This window comes from Oceanobacillus sp. FSL K6-0251, assembly GCF_038004725.1.
GTDB classification, from domain to species: Bacteria; Bacillota; Bacilli; order Bacillales; family Amphibacillaceae; genus Oceanobacillus; species Oceanobacillus oncorhynchi.
Map to the genome: position 1 here is coordinate 3,232,479 of NZ_JBBORS010000001.1, position 18,742 is coordinate 3,251,220.

17 protein-coding genes, 1 tRNA gene and 1 riboswitch are annotated in these 18,742 nt (G+C 39.1%); of the genes, 7 read left to right on the plus strand and 11 right to left on the minus strand.

The features are described from left to right. Positions 1–20 precede the first annotated feature (20 nt). Positions 21–1,013: a class I SAM-dependent methyltransferase gene (locus MKY45_RS16170; protein WP_193063241.1), complete on the minus strand. Its 993-nt coding sequence runs from the start codon at positions 1,011–1,013 to the stop codon at positions 21–23. Positions 1,014–1,195: 182 nt separating this feature from the next. Further along, positions 1,196–1,299: riboswitch (purine riboswitch) on the plus strand. Positions 1,300–1,454: 155 nt separating this feature from the next. Between MKY45_RS16170 and MKY45_RS16175 the strand changes: the two genes are divergently transcribed. Continuing rightward, the gene (locus MKY45_RS16175) at positions 1,455–2,771 is read left to right on the plus strand and encodes an NCS2 family permease (RefSeq protein WP_193063239.1); all 1,317 of its coding nucleotides are present in this window, start codon (positions 1,455–1,457) and stop codon (positions 2,769–2,771) included. Between the two features lie 21 nt (positions 2,772–2,792). Beyond that, positions 2,793–4,568, plus strand: coding sequence for an adenine deaminase (gene ade / locus MKY45_RS16180; protein WP_289584940.1), 1,776 nt, complete (start codon positions 2,793–2,795; stop codon positions 4,566–4,568). Between the two features lie 45 nt (positions 4,569–4,613). Here ade and tpx read toward each other — a convergent pair whose 3' ends face one another. The 3 genes from tpx to MKY45_RS16195 all read right to left on the minus strand — a co-directional run bounded on the left by tpx (position 4,614) and on the right by MKY45_RS16195 (position 6,279). Beyond that, on the minus strand, positions 4,614–5,114 hold the full coding sequence (gene tpx / locus MKY45_RS16185; RefSeq protein WP_042535376.1) for a thiol peroxidase: 501 nt from the start codon (positions 5,112–5,114) through the stop codon (positions 4,614–4,616). A 92-nt stretch (positions 5,115–5,206) separates the two neighbouring features. Then, a complete protein-coding gene (gene ytfJ / locus MKY45_RS16190) occupies positions 5,207–5,722 on the minus strand; it encodes a GerW family sporulation protein (protein WP_042535378.1) in 516 nt (171 codons plus the stop codon). Further along, complete coding sequence (locus tag MKY45_RS16195; RefSeq protein WP_042535380.1) at positions 5,719–6,279, minus strand: DUF2953 domain-containing protein; 561 nt, start codon at positions 6,277–6,279, stop codon at positions 5,719–5,721. The genes ytfJ and MKY45_RS16195 overlap by 4 nt, the downstream gene beginning before the upstream one ends. 271 nt (positions 6,280–6,550) lie before the next feature. Here MKY45_RS16195 and MKY45_RS16200 point away from each other — a divergent pair, with 271 nt between their 5' ends. Next, positions 6,551–7,348: an NAD kinase gene (locus MKY45_RS16200; protein ID WP_042535382.1), complete on the plus strand. Its 798-nt coding sequence runs from the start codon at positions 6,551–6,553 to the stop codon at positions 7,346–7,348. 161 nt (positions 7,349–7,509) lie between these two features. On the opposite strand, the gene MKY45_RS16205 is transcribed toward MKY45_RS16200, so the two are convergent. The 5 genes from MKY45_RS16205 to refZ all read right to left on the minus strand — a co-directional run bounded on the left by MKY45_RS16205 (position 7,510) and on the right by refZ (position 13,552). Next, positions 7,510–7,707 carry an alpha/beta-type small acid-soluble spore protein gene (locus tag MKY45_RS16205; RefSeq protein ID WP_040979745.1) on the minus strand — a complete coding sequence of 66 codons (198 nt, stop codon included), beginning with the start codon at positions 7,705–7,707 and terminating at the stop codon, positions 7,510–7,512. 845 nt (positions 7,708–8,552) lie between these two features. Then, a complete protein-coding gene (gene thiI / locus MKY45_RS16210) occupies positions 8,553–9,755 on the minus strand; it encodes a tRNA uracil 4-sulfurtransferase ThiI (protein WP_042535385.1) in 1,203 nt (400 codons plus the stop codon). A gap of 5 nt (positions 9,756–9,760) precedes the next feature. Then, positions 9,761–10,903 (minus strand): cysteine desulfurase family protein, encoded by a 1,143-nt coding sequence (locus tag MKY45_RS16215; protein WP_042535386.1) that lies wholly within the window; start codon positions 10,901–10,903, stop codon positions 9,761–9,763. A 157-nt stretch (positions 10,904–11,060) separates the two neighbouring features. Continuing rightward, positions 11,061–12,755: a septation ring formation regulator EzrA gene (gene ezrA / locus MKY45_RS16220; RefSeq protein ID WP_341173111.1), complete on the minus strand. Its 1,695-nt coding sequence runs from the start codon at positions 12,753–12,755 to the stop codon at positions 11,061–11,063. A 173-nt stretch (positions 12,756–12,928) separates the two neighbouring features. Then, positions 12,929–13,552, minus strand: a complete 624-nt coding sequence (refZ, locus tag MKY45_RS16225) for a forespore capture DNA-binding protein RefZ (RefSeq protein WP_042535390.1) — start codon at positions 13,550–13,552, stop codon at positions 12,929–12,931. A gap of 130 nt (positions 13,553–13,682) precedes the next feature. On the opposite strand from refZ, the gene MKY45_RS16230 reads away from it, so the two are divergent. The 3 genes from MKY45_RS16230 (at position 13,683) to MKY45_RS16240 (ending at position 15,631) form a co-directional block, all read left to right on the plus strand. Continuing rightward, positions 13,683–14,162 (plus strand): GAF domain-containing protein, encoded by a 480-nt coding sequence (locus MKY45_RS16230; protein ID WP_193063236.1) that lies wholly within the window; start codon positions 13,683–13,685, stop codon positions 14,160–14,162. A 393-nt stretch (positions 14,163–14,555) separates the two neighbouring features. Continuing rightward, on the plus strand, positions 14,556–15,158 hold the full coding sequence (gene rpsD, locus MKY45_RS16235) for a 30S ribosomal protein S4 (RefSeq protein WP_042535395.1): 603 nt from the start codon (positions 14,556–14,558) through the stop codon (positions 15,156–15,158). Between the two features lie 281 nt (positions 15,159–15,439). After that, entirely contained in the window at positions 15,440–15,631 is a 192-nt protein-coding gene (locus MKY45_RS16240; protein ID WP_042535397.1) for a hypothetical protein, read from the plus strand. Positions 15,632–16,171: 540 nt separating this feature from the next. Here MKY45_RS16240 and MKY45_RS16245 read toward each other — a convergent pair. After that, positions 16,172–16,372, minus strand: a complete 201-nt coding sequence (locus MKY45_RS16245) for a CsbD family protein (RefSeq protein WP_042535399.1) — start codon at positions 16,370–16,372, stop codon at positions 16,172–16,174. A 139-nt stretch (positions 16,373–16,511) separates the two neighbouring features. Beyond that, a complete protein-coding gene (locus tag MKY45_RS16250; RefSeq protein ID WP_193063234.1) occupies positions 16,512–17,747 on the minus strand; it encodes a dicarboxylate/amino acid:cation symporter in 1,236 nt (411 codons plus the stop codon). 299 nt (positions 17,748–18,046) lie between these two features. On the opposite strand from MKY45_RS16250, the gene MKY45_RS16255 reads away from it, so the two are divergent. Then, positions 18,047–18,119: transfer RNA gene (locus tag MKY45_RS16255), tRNA-Val, on the plus strand. Positions 18,120–18,742 lie beyond the last annotated feature (623 nt).

The following is an 18,742-nucleotide window of genomic DNA, read 5'->3' on the forward strand; positions in this document are numbered from 1 at the left end:
TTCATTCCACTCCTATATTTTCATTTAATCCTATTTGGATAGGATGTAAACCATTCATTGATTTGTTTGATAATATCTGCCATTGCTTGCGCATTCTTAAATGAAGGCAATTGTACAAGTAACGGCTGCTTCGGTTCTTTTGTACCATACCCTTTTTTCTGCAGGATTAATACACTTTTCGCCTGATTTTTTGACTTGAAAGATGTTTCCGGCAAGCGGATGACTCCGACAATATGTGCAGTTTCCTGGAAAAACGCATGCAGCTTGTCCGATTGATCACTGTCAAATAAAAATTCCGGGATAACACCGATAAAAAAGCCGCCCTCTTTTAAATATTTCAAACTCTGCTCTATAAATAAATGATGTGCGTAAGAATTTCCTTTATCAGCCTTTAATTGATATTCTTCCGCTGTCACATCATCTGGATAATACCCTACTGGAAGATCTGTGACAACCATATCTACAGGCTCTATCAGGAAAGGCCGTAAACTGTCTTGATGATAAAAGCTGATTTCTTTTTTCTGCAAATTGGCATTTAACACAGCCAGCTCTATCAACGCGGGATCGACTTCAGAAGCATATGCTTTAAAAGGATTTTCCAATTGATTCAAGACGATGGTAAGCAGATTAGCTGTCCCGCCAGCCGGGTCAAAAAGACTTATTTGCCCTTTTTTATCAATCAGCTTATTTGTCAGGTAGCTGATTAAAAAGCCGACTGTATCAGGCGTCATTAAATGCTGCTGTTGCGAAGCCCCTTTCATCCCTTTTAAAATAGACAGGCTTAACGCTTTTCGATACGTTTCTGCATCAAATTCTTCTTCATTAACTGTTTGAACCGGTTTTGCAACCTTGTGCTTTGTAACATCGTCTAACTCATCTTGAGCTCCATCATCTAAGATGATATTTAAAGCGATAATCAAACTTTCCAGATAGGTTTCATTTTTTGCATTTTGTATGATTTCAGTAACTTCATCTATAGATTTAAATAATTTCTCAACATTTGATTGCTCCATGGCATGTCCTCCTATCCAAGCTGACAACTTTCTATTTTAACAATACTTGAGACAGATGTAAAAGGAATTTCTCTTACATATTCTTATATGTTAGCAGTTTACCCAGAAAACACGAACAATAAATCTATTTTTCCTCAAAACGTTCATTTTTTATGTTGATATTTCAACCACTGTCTGCTATAGTAACTTAAGTGTATTTAACTCGTATATTCTCAGTAATATGGTCTGAGCGTTTCTACCTGGTTCCCGTCAAAGAACCGGACTACGTAGTTAAAGTCTATGTTAACTATAGCATTTATTTGGGTTTTGAATTGGTACAATTCTGTTACACATAACTTTAACTTACAAAGTTCGGAAATACAGGGATATCCTGTTTTTTCCGAACTTTGTTTATTTTACGAGACACATCCAACAATTCATTTAGAAGGAGATCGTCATCTTATGAAGTTTTCTAACAAACTTAATCAATTCTTTCATTTAACGGAAAACAAAACAGATACACGAACAGAATTGACAGCAGGATTAACTGTGTTTATGACCATGCTATACGTTCTTATCATTGTTCCTGGAATGCTGGAGGAAGCGGGGATGCCTGTAGGGCCTATTACTGTTTCCGTCATCCTGATGACAGGAATAGTCACTATACTAATGGGGTTATACAGTAACCGTCCGTTTGCCCTTGCTCCCGGCCTGGGCTCTGTTGCTTTTTTAGCAGTCACTTTGGTTCTCGCTGAAGGAATTCCTTGGCAAACCGCGATGGGTATGGTATTTATCTCAGGTATCCTATTCGTATTATTTACCATCTTCGGTTTAAGAAAATTGATAGTTCGCCTTATTCCGCCGGCAATCAAATTGTCTATTGGTGCAGGTGTCGGTTTATTTATTGCACTCATCGGTTTTCGAAATGCGGGGCTGGTGGTTGCTGATGAGGGTGCAAATTCTCTGCAATTAGGCGATGTCAGCTCCCCCAGTGCTATACTCGCTTTAATTGGATTTCTCATTATGAGTGTTCTTTTAGCACGAAATGTGCGCGGACATTTATTAATCGGAATTGCGCTTGTAACCATTATTGGTATTCCAATGGGAGTAACTCAGCTTCCTGAATCCATATTTTCATTACCTGAAAGTCCGGGACCAGTATTATTTCAATTAGATATCATGGATGCATTAAAAATGGCATATTTCCCATTTATGCTGGCCTTTTTCGTACCGGACTTCTTCTCCAGCCTCGGCACCATGCTGGGTGTTGCTGGAAAAGGGAACATGCTGGACAAGAATGGAAACCTGCCGAATATTGATAAGCCTTTCTTAGTGGATGCAGGCGGTACCACCTTGGGCTCCTTCTTCTCTGTCCCTGTCATGACAACCTATGTGGAATCTGCAGCTGGCGTCGAAGCAGGCGGCCGTACTGGATTAACTGCTGTTTCTACAGGAATTTTATTTTTAGCAACCTTATTCGTTACGCCGATTATTATGATTATTCCTACAGAAGCAACAGCTCCAGCCTTGATTTTAGTTGGGTTAACCATGCTTTCTTCTGTTAAAAACATTGATTTCACAGAAGTTACGGAATCATTGCCGGCATTTATTACCATCGTAATCACCATTTTCACTTTTAATTTCGGAAACGGAATTTCTGCCGGTATTATTATGTATGTTGTTGTAAAAAGCTTGTCTGGCCGGATAAAAGAAGTTCATCCGGGACTGTTTGTTCTTGTTATCCCATTGATTATTTATTTTATAACCTTAGCAGAATAAAGCAACACAAGGAGGAAAAAAATGATGAAATATAGTCGCAACCAAATCGTAGCTGCAGCACGCGGAGATATCAAAATGGATTTAGTTATCCGGAATGCACAGCTGGTTAACGTATTTACTGCAGAAGTATATCCTGCCGATATCGGCATAAAAGAAAATCGTTTTAGTGCAATTGCTGCGTATGAAAATGGCAAACCTTCCTTTCCTATCGAGGGTGAAAAAGAAATCGATGCAAAAGGAAAATATGCCATTCCAGGATTGATTGACTGTCATGTGCATATCGAAAGCACAATGGTTACACCAGACATGTTTGCCCGCGAAGTTTTACGTCATGGCACCACAACAGCAGTTATCGACCCGCATGAAATCGGAAATGTCCTTGGAAAAGAAGGTGTGGAATACATGGCAGCCGCCAGCAGAAATCTGCCCGTACAATTCTTACTTACCATTCCTTCTTGCGTACCAGCGGTCCCAGGTGTGGAGACAGCTGGGGCAGCATTTGGTCCGGAAGATATTAATGAACTATTAGACTTGCCGGAAGCAGTCGGTGTTGCTGAAGTCATGGATTATGTCGGTGTCATTAACCAAGATGATCGAATGGCAGGCATTGTGGAAGCTGGTCTGCAAAAAAATAAGCTGAACGAAGGCCATCTGCCAAGAGTATCAGGAAAAGATTTGCACGCCTACCTTGCTGCTGGAGTAAATACAGATCATGAAAGCCGTAAATCAGATGAAATTATTGAGAAATTAAGGGCTGGCATGCTGATCTATATCCGGGAATCCAGTGTCAGCCAATTTGCTGACATTGCTGCAGAAGCATGGAAGGTTCTTCCTTACGCTTCCAATATTGCCATGTGTACAGATGATGTGGAACCTAGTGATATGCTGAAAAACGGACAAATGAGCCGGGTCGTCCGCCGCTGTATTGAAGAAGGAATTCCCGCACCATTAGCAATTCGCTATGCAAGTTTAAATGGTGCGGTCCGTTTCGGATTGAGAGATCAGGGAGCGATTGCCTCCGGCTATATCGCCAGCTTCTCCCTTGTCAACTCCCTTGATGAGATGGATATCAACGATGTATTTGTCGAAGGAAAACAATTGGTGGAGGAGAAGCATTTAACAGAAACCCTATCCAGTGAAGTACCGCCACTAACAAAAAATACAGTTTCCATCCCTGTATTAACAGAGGAAGATTTTCAAATTACTTCACCCGTACAGAACGGAAAAGTAAGAATCAATACGATGGAGATGCTTCCAATCGGTACTACACAGAAAAGAACGGTGGAACTGGAAGCTGTAAATGGGGTTATTTCATCTCTCCCAGAGGATTGCCTATATGTTTCAGTAACTGGAAGACATGGGCAAGGTAGAAAACCATTTGTAGGTATATTGAAAAATGCTGGATTAAAAGAAGGAGCTTATGCTACTACGATTGCGCATGACAGCCATAACCTTGTCGTTGTTGGAAAAAATACAAAGGATATGCTTCTAGCTGCCAAGCAATTAGAAGCTTCCGGCGGCGGACTTTGCCTTGTATCTAATCAAGAAGTCAAAGCACAAGTTAACTTGCCGATTGCCGGATTAATGGCAGCGGAACCTGTGGAAGAGCTTGCACCAAAAATTGATTCCTTTAATCAAACAGCAGATTCCATGGGAGTAAAGGTTGGCAGACGCTCTCCTTCGATGGCATTATCTTCTTTAACCTTAACTGTCATCCCTGAAGTACGAATTACTGATTTAGGATTATTGGATGTAGCAACACAAAAGATGATTCCATTATTTGAATCCGTAGAATAACCAATAAAAAAAGCATGGTCCCAAGCGGAAACCATGCTTTTTTTATTATTTTGATTTTAAATGTTCCAATACCGCATCATAATCCGGATGGTCTGATACTTCTGAAACGTATTCCACATAAGTAATTTTGTTATTTTCGTCCACAACGAAAATGGAACGGGCTAATAAACGAAGCTCTTCAATAAGCACACCATACTTCTCGCCGAAATCTGCGGAGCGATGATCAGATAATGTTTCTACGTTTTCAATCCCATTTGCACCGCACCAGCGTTTTTGAGCAAATGGCAAATCCATGCTGATTGTAAGTACCGATACATTATCCAGGCTGGCTGCTTCCTCATTAAAACGACGAGTCTGCTCGGAACATACACCAGTATCTAAAGAAGGCACAACACTGATTAGTTTCACCTTTCCTTCGTAATCAGCTAATGTTTTCTCAGATAAATCATTTGCAAGTACCGTAAAGTCAGGAGCATTGTTCCCTGCTTTTTGTTCTTCTCCTAATAATGTAACGGGTTCTTGTTTAAATGTAGTTTGTTTTGGCATGATATTTCTCCTCCCCATCTTTACTATTATCATTCAATTCCTATTATGGGGCTTGTTATACAAACTGTCCAATTATAGCTATTGTAGACAATCTATATTTCAAAACGGGTAAGAATCGATTCTAATTCTCCCTTTTCCTTTTCAGGCTCCTTCTCTGAAGTTTTTACCCGTTCTTTTTCATCTTTTTTATGATGATGCTGCTCTACTTTCTTTTCGCCACTTTTTTCTTTTTTCAGCATATTTGATCGCTGCAGCAGCTCTGGCAGTAAATCAATTAATTTTTCATACAGATGTGTATGCTGATCCATATGAACCAAATCCATCTTTCCTTCTTTTAATACGAGAAAAGCAACCGGTGTAATCGATACTCCTCCCCCGCTTCCGCCGCCAAATGGAATTTCGTGCTCTTCCACATCATCTGCCTTTAATTCTGACGGCATAAATTCGCTTCCGCCCGCCGCAAAACCAAAACCAACCTTGGAAACAGGAATAATCACAGTCCCATCGGGTGCTTTTAAAGGCTCTCCTACAATTGTATTTACCTCAACCATCTTTTGTATATTTTTCATTGCGCTAGACATCAAACCTTCTATTGGATGTTCTGTCATTTTCTTACCTCCTTTATTTTCAATACACGCATGATTCCTAGAATAGTTTTTCCTAAGCGGAAGGAAATCATACACGAAAAAGCAGTCTCAAGACGGGCACTTTGAAAATCCGGCTGAACATTAATTTGCGGTTTCCCGCAAAGCTGAAGGTGCTGTGAAAGGTAACCGACCAGCCACCCTTTTACAGCCCACATTGTCCCGCTGGTGATAGAAGTAGTAAAGGCATTCCCTGTTCCTCCTTTGGTCTGCCATTTAAATTCAAGCACCTGCAATTCCTTTAATAAAGCTTGTAATCGTATTTCTTTTAAAACATGAAGCTTTTTCTCCCGCAACAGCTTATAAAAATGGATAAATCCTTTTTCCATCTCTGCCTGGTTTGATATACGTAAATTCTTCTGCCTGATCACACACCATTTATAAAGATAGACAGAAATCTGTGCATCACGCATTTCCGGAAATTGATATTTAATTTTAATAATCCATTTACTTTGCAGGAAAAAAGCGATGAAAAAAACTATTCCTGCGATAAGAATTAAAATAATGTATAAACTATCCATAATCAGCGCTCCTGAATGTGTATTTTCAATTGGTTCCCTTTCCTATACCATTCACTATCTGTTCATATTCTAAAGAGAAATACCAGTTAGAAAATGTTATGATAAAGATAGAAAATGCTTATTTCTAAAGGAGGATGGTGCTCTTGCACTTCCTTTTGAAATAAAAAGCAGCTCATCCGTTCCTGTCTGACAACATGACGGCTCTATATCATGGATAGAGCAGACTGACAGAAGCGTACAGTGCCACTATATTTTGTTTGGAGGTTATTATATGCAGAATCGAAATAACATTTTCTTTTATTACCACCCTCGACAGGAAGGCGAAAAAACAAATCACCTGAAATCGCTGGCGGAACAAAATGGTTTGAATGTCGTGAACGAATCTAAAGATGCGTCTATTATTGTCAGTATTGGCGGAGATGGCACCTTTTTGCAGGCAGTTCGCCGCACCGGTTTCCGCCAGGATTGCATCTATACAGGTATCGCGGATGGGGATCAAATTGGATTATACTGTGATTTTAGTATAACCAGATTTGAAGAAATGATTGATGCGGTCACAAATAATAAAATAGAAGTCCGCCGTTTTCCAACAATTAAAGTGAGTGTGAATGGAGAAAAAGCTTTTTATTGCTTAAATGAAGTATCTCTGCGCTCCAGTATTATTAAAACGATTGTTATCGATGTTAAAATAGACGATGAACATTTTGAAACATTCCGGGGTGACGGCATGGTAGTATCTACTCCTACAGGTAGTACAGGCTACTCCAAATCAGCTCACGGGGCAGTTATCGACCCGTTACTGTCAAGCTTTCAAGTTTCTGAAGTCGCCTCTTTAAATAATAATAATTATCGTACATTAGGATCCTCTTTTATATTAAATCAGAATAGAAGACTGCAGCTGGAAGTCATTCAAGACGGCAATGATTATCCAATTATCAGTCTCGATAATGAAGCATGGCCTGTACAGCGCATTCGTCATGTAGACATCGAAATGGACAACACCGTTATAAAAACCGTCAGAATGTCAAACAACACTTTCTGGAATCGTATACAACGTACTTTTTTATAAAACGTAACTTCACTCAGCTGCAGTTCCAGGGGAAATTCTCCTTAATAAAATAATTCAAAACCTGCCGCGCACTGCACTAATAAGCTGCGGCAGGTTTTTTATCAGATCCAAATATAAAGGCTGCCCCCGCATCAGCGGAGGCAGCCAGCCAATCATGTTATTTATTTAGTTCCACCAAATTGTTGCTCAGCCATTGTTACTAATCTTTTCGTAATTTCTCCACCAACAGATCCGTTAGCACGAGAAGTTGAGTCAGGACCAAGTTGAACACCAAATTCCTGAGCAATTTCGTATTTCATTTGATCAAGTGCTTGTTGCACTCCTGGAACAACTAATTGATTTGAGTTATTGTTTGCCATGTTGTTCACCTCCTTGGTAACTATAGATTGCACCAAGCAGGGGAGAAACATGCATTTGTTTTTATGGTAATTTTTTCTTGTGCATGTCCTTTTTATATTACTCAACTTTCGCACATTAAAAAGTAACTTTATCTCTATAGAAACAGGAGTTGATTGTTCCTTGGATAACTTCCTTGACAAAGAATAGAAGGTGAAGTGTAAAGCACCGCTGCGGAAAAACACTACGCTTTCCATGGGCTTGCGCTCAGCCTCCTCAAAAAAAGAAGTTCGCTTTTTTCTGCGGGGTCTTCCCACTGGGACTGCGATTACTCGCCCCGCAGAAGACCATTGCGCTTTCCCATAGGAGTCTCGGTGTTTTTCCTCCGCTAGTAGGATATTCTATACATGGAAAACACCTCACCAAATAGATGTTTAATCAGATAGAACATATTTTTCATGCTGTATGGTAAAATGTTCGACCAAGATTCCTTTCTGTACATCGAAGCTATCCTCTTTATTTCATATCCATGCTGTTATGATTGGGTTGTTCAGACGAAAGCTGCTATTTCATCCAACTCATTGAGATGTTATTTCTTTCATTCACTGCAGAATCCTATCAGAGCACAGGCCAACCACGCAGACTCCTAAGTGGTTTGCAGGCTAAGCCCGTGACTCCTGTCACAACGCCTGCACTTGCACGTCCTGGGACTGCGATTACTCGTCCCATCGAAAACATTTGTACGTCGGAAAGCGGAGTGGTTGGCCGGATATTTCACTAAAATGCAAGCATGGTAATGGAGAACATGTTCCTCCTGGAATAGCAAGATATATTTGCTTATTCTTAGGTGCGAAAGTTGAGATATTACTTAGAAAAGGTCTGTAAAATCCTCATTAAACAAGGTCTTCTCGGTTACTTTTATGGTTTCTATTCCCTCTATCGCTTCTTCAATGGACGGAGTAAAATCGTATTTCGATTCATAGAAATTCACTTTATCCCGCTTCGGCTTTGTTTTTGGAGATTTCGGCACAAAGATTGTACAGCAATCTTCATACGGTAATATCGATGTTTCATATGTGCCGATATCCTGCGCAATTCGAATAACCTCATCTTTATCCATCGCAATCAATGGGCGGATAATAGGGTAATTGGTCACTTCATTAATGGTGTGCATGCTGTCCATGGTTTGACTTGCCACCTGCCCAAGATTCTCTCCTGTAGTCAAGGATAAGATTCCTTCGCGCTTGCAAAGCTCCTCACTGACACGAAACATCACACGGCGCATAATAGTCATCGCATAATCATTCGGCATCTCTCTAAAAATTTCCTGCTGTAATTTGGTAAATGGAACAATATGCACTTTGATTGATTTCCCATATGTCGTCAACTGCTTCGCTAAATCCAGCACCTTCTGCTTCGCGCGTTCACTGGTGAATGGCGGAGAATGAAAATGAATTGCTTCTAAATGTACGCCTCTTTTCATTGCTAACAATCCGGCCACCGGGCTGTCAATTCCTCCTGAAAGCAGCAGCAGCGACTTTCCTGAAGTTCCGACTGGCAATCCGCCCCGGCACTTGATGGTTCCGCTCGTAATATAGGTTGCTTCCTTACGTATCTCTACTTTAATTTCCAAATCAGGGTCATGTACATCTACGGTAATATCCTCCGTATTCGTTAATAAATGACTGCCCAGGATATGATTCATTTCTCCCGAATGCTTTGGGAAATCTTTTTTTGTTCGGCGAACGCTCATTTTAAATGTTTTCGCATTCGGCTCCCGCTTTAATGCATAGAGAGCCGCTTCTTTTATCTCTTCCACATCGTTTTCTACACGAATTGCCAGACTTAAGCTATGAATGCCAAAAACGTTTTGTAGTTTTTCAATGATTGGCTCCGGCGGATTGCCATTTAGCAGGACAAACATTCTCCCTTGTGTCCGCATTACTTTCACACCATCAAACTCTTTTACCTTCTGGTGTATATTATCATGAAGCTTTAATATAAACTGCTTGGCATTTTTTCCTTTTAATGCTAACTCTCCATAACGAATTAATATATGATCATATTGCATATTATCTACCTCAATACCTCTTTAAATTGTTGAATTGCTTTTTTTAATTCCTCTACAAAAATTGCCGCTTCTGCTTCCGTATTCTCATAAGAAAAGCTTACCCGTAAGCCGGAAGAAGCAACTTCATTTGGTTTTCCGCAGGCAACGAGCACATGGCTTTCTGTTAAATCCCTGGAGGAACAAGCAGATTTTGTTGAAATATATATTTCTTTCTGGCTTAAACTGTGGATAATAACCTCCGGCTTGATTCCAGGAACGGAAAAATGAACAATATGATTCGCACCATCTTCCGGACTGTTAATTTCTACATCCTCCATCTGATGAAGTTCATTTATAAGCTTATCATGCAGCCTTTTTAAAACATTATCCTTTTGACTGCTTTCCTTTTCTTTGATTAACCGCAATGCTTTTACAAAGGAAACAGCGCCTGCTACATTCTCTGTTCCTGAACGAATACCCGATTCTTGACTTCCGCCATGCAAAAGCGGATATAATTTCGCTGTATGATTGACATACAGAAGTCCGGTTCCTTTTAGACCATGAATTTTATGACCGGAAAAGGTACATATATCAATGCCAGAACCCGTAAGTTTCAAAGGAACCTTCCCTAAACCCTGTACGGCATCCACATGAAATAATACTTTCGGATATTTTTTCAAAACAGTCCCAATTTCTTCAACCGGTTGAATCGAACCAATTTCATTATTCACCTGCATCATAGTAACAAGGATGGTATCTTTTCTAATGGCTTTTTCTACATCTGCTGCAGAAACAGTTCCATTTTCTGTCACAGGTAAATAGGTAATTTCAAAGCCCAGTTTTTCCAGACTCCCGCAAGTATCATGAATCGATGGATGCTCTGCTCCAGTGGTAATAATATGTTTGCCGCGTGATTGATGCTCCAGGGCAACTCCTTTGATGGCAGTATTATTTCCTTCTGTCCCTCCAGAGGTAAAGATGATCGTTTCTCTCGGCACATCAATTAAATCCGCTGCCTGCTGTCTGGCTGCCTCCAGCAGCTTTTCAACTTGTCCCCCTAAAGGATGTATGGATGAGGGGTTGGCAAAGTAGTTAGCGGACACTTTTGTAAAACTATCTACGACTTCTGAATGCGGCTTCGTCGTCGCACTATTATCAAAATATATCATATTTGCACCTTCTTACATTAAATCTTTTTGCATAAACAAAAATGTAAGGCTGACCTAAGCAATAAGTATTTCATTCTTAGCGACAGCCTTCATCTTATATTTCTTATGTTATCGTAGCGGAAAAATCTAAGGAACTTACCATTTGTTAAAAGTTATTTTAATTGTTTCTTTCCTCTTGATACGTTTCTATTTTCTTTAAAGAACCGGGTTCTACCTCTTCTACTGCATTGGCGGCATGCTCTAAAGAAAGCTCATATTCAAAATTACGGAATAGCCTTTCAGCTTCCTTCAGCTTATGATCCAGCTCTGAATTTTGGCTTCTGTAGCGGTTTGCATATTGAATCACCTGCTCCGTCAAGTAAGCCTGATCCAACATCATATCCACCTGTTCATAAGCTTGATCAATCGAGCTTTTTGCTTCCGTCAATGCGTGCTGTACGCTGCTCATATCCAGAGGGTAGGTTTCTAATGCTTCCATTACTTTATTGTTTTTTTGCAATGCTGTTTCAAAACGCGTCCAAATATAACTTGGCACTCCTGGTATATTACTCTTTTTCAGCTTTCGATTCAACTCTGCAAGCTGGCCGTGCATTTCTTCCAGCTTGTCTCTTGCTTCCAGTTCATCTTTCCGTAAATTTACGATAGACTTTTTAAACGATTCATGTTCCTCTTCCAGCTCTTCAATCTTCTTAAAGCCTTCTTCAATTCCTTTTTTCAATTCAGAATGAGATTGTTTGTCATCATCTATACTCTGCTCTATTGTTTCTACATGATTTTTCAAAGCCTTGATCGCTTTACCCATGGTTTGGAAACGTTCCATATCATCGTCTTCTACGTGGTAAGCTTTTTGGATTTCTTCAATTTCCAGTGTTGCTGCTTCATACGTAGCACTTATTTGTTTTACTGAATCTTCATACTCCGGAGCTTTCTTCTCTATATAATTTTTAGCAATTGCTTCCCCTTCCAGCGCTTCGTACATTTCTGAAATACGGGTCTCCATTTGCTGAAGCTGCTCTTCAACTTCTGTTATATCTGCTGTTTCCAGCTGAGATTCCAGATTTCTCAATTGTTCCTGATATGTAATAATTTCTTTTTCAAAACCTAAGTGTTTAATCCGGTATCCATTTTCCTTCATCTCTTTCATACCGGCGGAAAGATTTGTTAATTGTGACGGCATATCCTGCTTTACTTGTTTGAGCAAATCAGGGAATAATTCTAATTTATTCTCTACCGTTTGAGTACTTTCCTTTAGCTCTTGAATGCTTTCATCTGCTTTTAAATAATCACCATCATTCACAAATTCATCGTACTGCTCCAGCATCAGTTCCAATGCATCAATTTCTTTATCAAATTCCTTTTCAGCCTTGCCATACTGGTATCTGGATTGGGAAAGCATGCTTCTTAATCCTTTGATTCTAGGCTTTAATTCCTCCGCGCTTTCACGTCCATTTGCCTCTGCACGAAGTAATTCCTCTAACTCTGCAATAATTTCTTTTATTTCTTCTTCTGTTTTCCCCAGATGACTTTCCGCCTCTTTTAAAATCTTGTTTGCTTTCGGCACAAGAAAACGGTCAGCTGCTTCCTCTGCATTCACAAGATATTTTTCTACGTCAGGCAAGGATTTTGTTACGATTTTTTCCCATTCTTCTTTCCAGGCTTCAAATTTCTCTAAGGTCTCTCCAGAAAGATTCAATGCTTTAATCTGCCCAATCTGTTTTGCTACATCTCTATCCGTGATATCTAATTTCCATTTTTCTATATGGTCCACATGATCGTAAACTCGTTTTCTTACAATTAAAGCAACGGTTAAACATACAATAATCGCTAAAATAATCCCTACTACGACAGCCATACTTTGCCTCCCAACCAATAAACCTCTATATAAATATATCAACAATTATAAAAATCACAATAATATATCCTTTATAATATCATGTATTCCGCCCTTTTGGCTAAAGAAAATACATTTTTCTTATCGATTCAACAACTTTTTATTGTAATACGGAGAAAAAGACATATTTTTTATTATTGAATCTCCCCTCCTATCCTCACGTCCGTATTAAACTGTATCCATTTTTGTATACTTTTTGTATACTTTTTAACAAATTGTTCATGAGCAAATTCCCCTACAATTTGGTCCTTCCAATCTGAATGCAAAATATAAGGGGTAATCAGCATCCCCTTCAGCTGCATAAATAAATAGTGCTTCTCTTCCTGTCCGACGCTTTTACCAATTGTTTCCTGAAACAGCGCTTTTAAATAATAGTTTTCTTTCGCCAGATAGGTGACGGTCATTTCTCTGACAAACACGGAATCAAGAGATAATTCGCGCTGAATAAAACATGTTAATTGATGATGCATTTGCTTATAATGTATAATTGTAAAAATTAATTCATTTAATCGATAGATTGCAGCATCAGCTTCTGTTTTTTCCAGTGATTCTTCTATTTTTTCTAAATATGCTTCATAATAGTTTGTTACAGCATATTCTAAAAGGCCCTGCTTCCCTTTAAAATAATAGCTGATCAAGGAAACATTCACAGAGGCCCGCTCTGCAATATCGCGCACAGAAGTGCCATGGAATCCTTTTTGAAAGAATAGGGAGGAAGCAGCATCAACTACTTTTTGCTTCGTTATATTATTTTTCATTCTTTTCAACTCCTTACTCTATTCATACGACAAAGAAAGGGATAAATCCTTTAATCGATTATCGACAATAAATTTCAATATGTCATTATTTGTCACGCTTTTACTATAAACTTTTAGGAGGTAATACATCATGTTTCAACAACTTGATTATTCTGGAGAAAAAACAAAAGACTATGAGCTTCTTATTAAACAACTGGACGCACTATCCACAGGAGAATCAAATCAAACCGCGCTATTAGCAAATGCTTCCTCTCTGCTCAACCAATTTTTAGATGAAGTTAACTGGGTTGGATTCTACTTAACCGAAAACGAAGAATTAGTGCTCGGCCCCTTTCAAGGACTTCCTGCCTGCATTCGTATCCCTTTTGGAAAAGGAGTTTGCGGTACTGCGGTTTCTAAAAATAAAACACAGCGTATAGCAGATGTCCATCAATTTCCTGGTCATATCGCCTGTGACGGAGCTTCAAAGTCCGAAATTGTTATTCCTATTTCCCGCAATAAGGAAATTATCGGTGTTTTGGATATCGACAGTCCGATTTATGACAGATTCGATGCAATCGATCAAGATAATTTAGAAAAATTTGTTGCACAGCTTGAGAAACATTTATAAACGTCCTTTTTCACTATAAATGGTAACTGTAGATATATTCATTATAACGGATTCGAATGCATAATAAATCATTTTTGCTCTTAGAGAAAAAAATATTCTAACTTAACATTTTGTTAATTTCACTCTAATTTAGCCTGATTTATTTAACTCTATGTTAATTTTATGTTGACAAGCGTATATGTAAATTATATACTATAATTTGTGTAAAATAATAAAGTGGCCTAAGTGAGTCGACGCTTGCACTCATTTTGTTCCTTTGTAAGTTTCAGCTTATAAAGGTGTATCGTGTAACTCTCTGCTGCTGGAGCGATGGTACATGAAAACATAATGAACAACGGAACGATCACGCGCGTTTTATTTTATGCAAATAAAACATAAAGGAGGAAATGTCCTATGTCACGTTATACTGGATCAGTATGGAAGAAATCACGTCGTCTTGGCATTTCATTAACTGGAACTGGTAAGGAATTAGATAAACGCCCTTACGCTCCTGGTCAACATGGACCGAACTCACGCAGAAAACTATCTGAATACGGCTTGCAAATGCAAGAGAAGCAAAAACTACGCTTCATGTACGGATTGAACGAACGTCAATTCCGTAACCTGTTCAATAAAGCTGGTAACATGAAAGGTATCCATGGTGAAAACTTCATGATTCTTCTTGAATCTCGTCTTGATAACCTTGTTTACCGTTTAGGTCTTGCTCGCACACGTAAACAAGCTCGCCAATTGGTTAACCATGGTCACGTTACAGTAGATGGCGTTCGCGTAGATATCCCATCTTACTCTGTAAAACCAGGTCAAGCAATTGCTCTTCGTGAAAAATCTCAAAAACTAGATATCGTTACAGAAGCGATTGAAGTGAACAACTTCGTACCAGAATATACTACTTTTGATGCGGAGAAAAAAGAAGGTACGTATGCTCGTTTCCCTGAGCGTTCTGAACTTCCAGCTGAGATTAACGAACAGCTTATTGTTGAATTCTACTCTCGTTAATCGGGTTGAACTGAATTTAAATACAAGAAAAGCCTTGGAAATGTTGTTAAATCAATGTTTCAAGGCTTTTTTTTTATACATTTTGCAATAGGTTGAAGAACTGTATTTTCGGTGGCTTTTTAGTTAGAAAAAATGCGTGAGCAGGAAGCTTAACCTTTCAATATGAGGGCTTTTTTATTTAAAAAGTCCTTATTGATTGTTTAATATATAGATAGATTGGCAATACTGGTTTTTAAACATGAGAAAGAATAATACGTTTAATAACTTGGAGGGATTTTAAAATGGAAGCATTTGATATTTATACGAACGGGGCGCAACATACAGTAGTCGCTAATTCTCAAAAAGAAGCTAATGAATATTTTAAAAATATTTCCAGAAAGAAAATCATCTATTCTGAGCCTGTGGCTGGACCAGGAATAATTAGTTGGTCAATTCGCGACACTTCAGAGTTTAATAACATGGAAAAACAGTAAATTTAATTGATAAGGCCTCTCACGCTCTGTGAAGGGCTATTTTTATAAAATGAAAATTATTTTATTAATCTTAAGAACCACAATCTGGTTCAGGTTAATCAGTTTGGAGTATCCATGAATGCAGTTTCGCCTGCTTTTTCGGCGGGTTTTAGAAAAACCAAGAACACCGCTTGGTCTTTAAATCACAGGTGTCCTCGCCGAAGCGATGTCCGGATGTCCGCTACGGGAAGTCGCTTTCCGCGGGCAACGTTCAGCCTCACGGTAAGAAAACCGCTTCCTGCTCAGGTCTACCTGTTGCTTTTTCCGTTGGAGCGGCTATATTCAGCATTTTTTATATACTTTCTTACTCTTTACAAAATGACCATTCAAACCTTGCTATATCAAGGCTGTTATATTCCATTCATTTCTACTCTCATTAATAGCGTGAAGCCTGTTCAAAAAACCCCAGATTCCTTGCTTATCAAGGTATCTGGGGTTTTTATATTTAGGCAAAAGCCGACCTAACGATTTTCAAAATGTTATTGCCGTTAAAACAGCCTTTTATTTTGTATCATTTTCATTCGAACTGTTCAGCTCATCTTTTATTTCGCCTTTTTTATCTTTTGCGGCACCCTTTGCTTTATCAGCTTTTCCTTCCGCTTGCTTTTTCGGGTTATCTGTTGCTTTGCCGTACGCTTCTTTTGCTTCACCTTTTATTTTATCTCCTGCACCTTTAATTTTATCTTTAAAACCATCACTCATGTTAATATACCTCCTACGAAATCTAACAATTTATTTATATTATTTGTGTTCCACGAATAATATATTTCTAAACTAAATAATTTAAAAAAGGTGCTGTGCCCCAAACTTACCGGGACACAGCACCTTTGCATTTTATAAATTAAGTCCTGGCGGCATCTGCTTTCTCCATCCAGTCTTTCCCTTCGATATGTCTTGCCACAACCATACTCGACACCGTATCACCAGTAGAATTCACCATTGTAGCCGGCGGGTCAACAACCACTCCGATAGCTGTGATGATTGGCAGGGCCTCAATCGGAAAGCCATACAATGTGATAATCATTAACTCCCCTGTAAAGCCGCCTCCCGGAATTCCACTCATCACGATACCAGATAATAAACAAATACCAATGGCAGTTAAAAATGTATCGATTCCAGTGAAATCCTGATTAAATACCCCAAAGATAAAGGCGATTTTTAACATAGCAGATAAACAGGAACCATCCATATGAATGGTGGCTCCAAGCGGCATAATGGTCTCACGAATATCTTTCGGAACACCAATCCGTTCTGCCGCCTGCAGGTTAACCGGGATTGTTGCAACACTGCTTCCAGTCCCCAGTGAGGTTGCAGCCGGTCCAAGTATATTTTTCCAAAAGCGGCTGACTCCTTTTTTTCCGCCAGCAAGGAAGGCATATAATGTAAAACCAATCGCAAAATACAATACAGCCACAGGGTAATAGACAATCACTGCCCTGGCATAATCACCAATCAACGCTGTACCAAATTCCCCTACTAAGGATGCAAAGTACGCGCCGAGCCCAATCGGAGCATAATACATAATGAGTTTAATTAACTTCATAAACACATCGGAAGCACTCGTTAGCAATCTTCCAAACGGTCTCCCCTTCTCTCCTGCCAATCCAGTTGCAACACCGACCAGGATGGACATCACAATAAGGGCCATCATATTATCTCTTGAAAATAAATCAACAAAATCAGGTACTGTAAATGTATTGACTAATTGATCCCCTAAACTCTGTTCTTCTATATTTTCAGGAGTACTTAAAGGGATATCGACACCTGAGCCCGGCTGGAATATAACAGTAGCAATAAGCATCACTACAGAAGCAATCACCCCGGTTACGACAAATACGGTAATCATCGACCCCATGATTTTCCCAAGCCGCTTCATGCTATCCATGCCGGCAATCGCTGACGAAATAGAGAAAAATACAAGCGGGATAACAATCATAAATAATAAATTAATAAATAAATCCCCAAAAGGTTTGATAACAGTTGCATCATCTCCAAAAATCAATCCAATTATCGCTCCAATAATAATAGAAGCTAAAAGAATAAGTGGAAATCGATAGGCTTTTAATTTTTCTAGCATTTTATATTTCCTCTCTCTTTCAAATTAAATATAATGTAATCTATTTCATTTTACAGGAAGGAAGAATTGAAGGAAAGTTATTAAATATTCTTATGATTTTAAATTTATCTATTCCTAAGATGTATTGTCCCTCATTTATTCCACTTTAACAGGCGGACAAAAGCATAGAGAATAGTCTATTAAAATAAAGCAGTCATCAAAAACTCATTTTTCGATGCGATTCAATTAGAACGAAATAAATATTTATTAGCTTGTCTTCTGCTTCATTTGGCTGTATAATATAATTTGTACTTACATACGATTCCGTAGCTCAGCTGGGAGAGCGCCACCTTGACAGGGTGGAAGTCGTTGGTTCGAGTCCAATCGGAATCATTCATTAATAAATAGCGACTTCTAACCATTTAGGAGTTGCTATTTTTATTTTTACTCATGCTCGTTTTCCTTTTTACATACTATCTATATAAATTGAAGTAAGAAATTACACTTTATTTTTCTTATAAAAACGACGAAATAATGATTGAAAACAGTAACTAGCGATGGTTTTTGATGGGGCGAGTAATCGCAATGGTTTTCGGTGGGGCGAGTAACCGCAGTCCCAGAAGAAAAACACAGAGACTCCTGGTCAGCTAAGAACGGTCACGTCCTGTGACCAACGACCGACACTAGGACGTCCTGTCCGTCGTGGGAAAGCGCGGAGGGAAGACCCCGCAGAAAAAAAGCGAACTTCTTTTTTTCTACCCGCGGGGCATAAGTGCGACTTTGCTTCTGTCTGCGCCTAACGGCTTGCCAATCAGCAAGTCTTCTTTAAAGGAGATGAGCTCGGGGCCCACGGAAAGCGGAGTGTTTTTCTAGGGTTGCGATTACTCACCCCATGAAACCCGTTGTAGCGGTAGCTATTAATTTCAATTTATATAGTTATTATTGTAGATTTTACAGGGTTATAACTCCCCCCCATCATCACTTCGTAAACCGAACCAAATACTGGCTTATTTATC

What these genes read in the sequence shown, in the direction of transcription:
- MKY45_RS16230 (WP_193063236.1), top strand. Translation starts at nt 13,683, where the DNA reads ATGTTTCAACAACTTGATTATTCTGGAGAAAAAACAAAAGACTATGAG.
- refZ (WP_042535390.1), bottom strand. Translation starts at nt 13,552, where the DNA reads ATGAAAAATAATATAACGAAGCAAAAAGTAGTTGATGCTGCTTCCTCC.
- MKY45_RS16215 (WP_042535386.1), bottom strand. Translation starts at nt 10,903, where the DNA reads ATGATATATTTTGATAATAGTGCGACGACGAAGCCGCATTCAGAAGTC.
- MKY45_RS16240 (WP_042535397.1), top strand. Translation starts at nt 15,440, where the DNA reads ATGGAAGCATTTGATATTTATACGAACGGGGCGCAACATACAGTAGTC.
- ezrA (WP_341173111.1), bottom strand. Translation starts at nt 12,755, where the DNA reads ATGGCTGTCGTAGTAGGGATTATTTTAGCGATTATTGTATGTTTAACC.
- MKY45_RS16170 (WP_193063241.1), bottom strand. Translation starts at nt 1,013, where the DNA reads ATGGAGCAATCAAATGTTGAGAAATTATTTAAATCTATAGATGAAGTT.
- MKY45_RS16205 (WP_040979745.1), bottom strand. Translation starts at nt 7,707, where the DNA reads ATGGCAAACAATAACTCAAATCAATTAGTTGTTCCAGGAGTGCAACAA.
- tpx (WP_042535376.1), bottom strand. Translation starts at nt 5,114, where the DNA reads ATGCCAAAACAAACTACATTTAAACAAGAACCCGTTACATTATTAGGA.
- rpsD (WP_042535395.1), top strand. Translation starts at nt 14,556, where the DNA reads ATGTCACGTTATACTGGATCAGTATGGAAGAAATCACGTCGTCTTGGC.
- ade (WP_289584940.1), top strand. Translation starts at nt 2,793, where the DNA reads ATGATGAAATATAGTCGCAACCAAATCGTAGCTGCAGCACGCGGAGAT.
- MKY45_RS16195 (WP_042535380.1), bottom strand. Translation starts at nt 6,279, where the DNA reads ATGGATAGTTTATACATTATTTTAATTCTTATCGCAGGAATAGTTTTT.
- ytfJ (WP_042535378.1), bottom strand. Translation starts at nt 5,722, where the DNA reads ATGACAGAACATCCAATAGAAGGTTTGATGTCTAGCGCAATGAAAAAT.
- thiI (WP_042535385.1), bottom strand. Translation starts at nt 9,755, where the DNA reads ATGCAATATGATCATATATTAATTCGTTATGGAGAGTTAGCATTAAAA.
- MKY45_RS16250 (WP_193063234.1), bottom strand. Translation starts at nt 17,747, where the DNA reads ATGCTAGAAAAATTAAAAGCCTATCGATTTCCACTTATTCTTTTAGCT.
- MKY45_RS16175 (WP_193063239.1), top strand. Translation starts at nt 1,455, where the DNA reads ATGAAGTTTTCTAACAAACTTAATCAATTCTTTCATTTAACGGAAAAC.
- MKY45_RS16245 (WP_042535399.1), bottom strand. Translation starts at nt 16,372, where the DNA reads ATGAGTGATGGTTTTAAAGATAAAATTAAAGGTGCAGGAGATAAAATA.
- MKY45_RS16200 (WP_042535382.1), top strand. Translation starts at nt 6,551, where the DNA reads ATGCAGAATCGAAATAACATTTTCTTTTATTACCACCCTCGACAGGAA.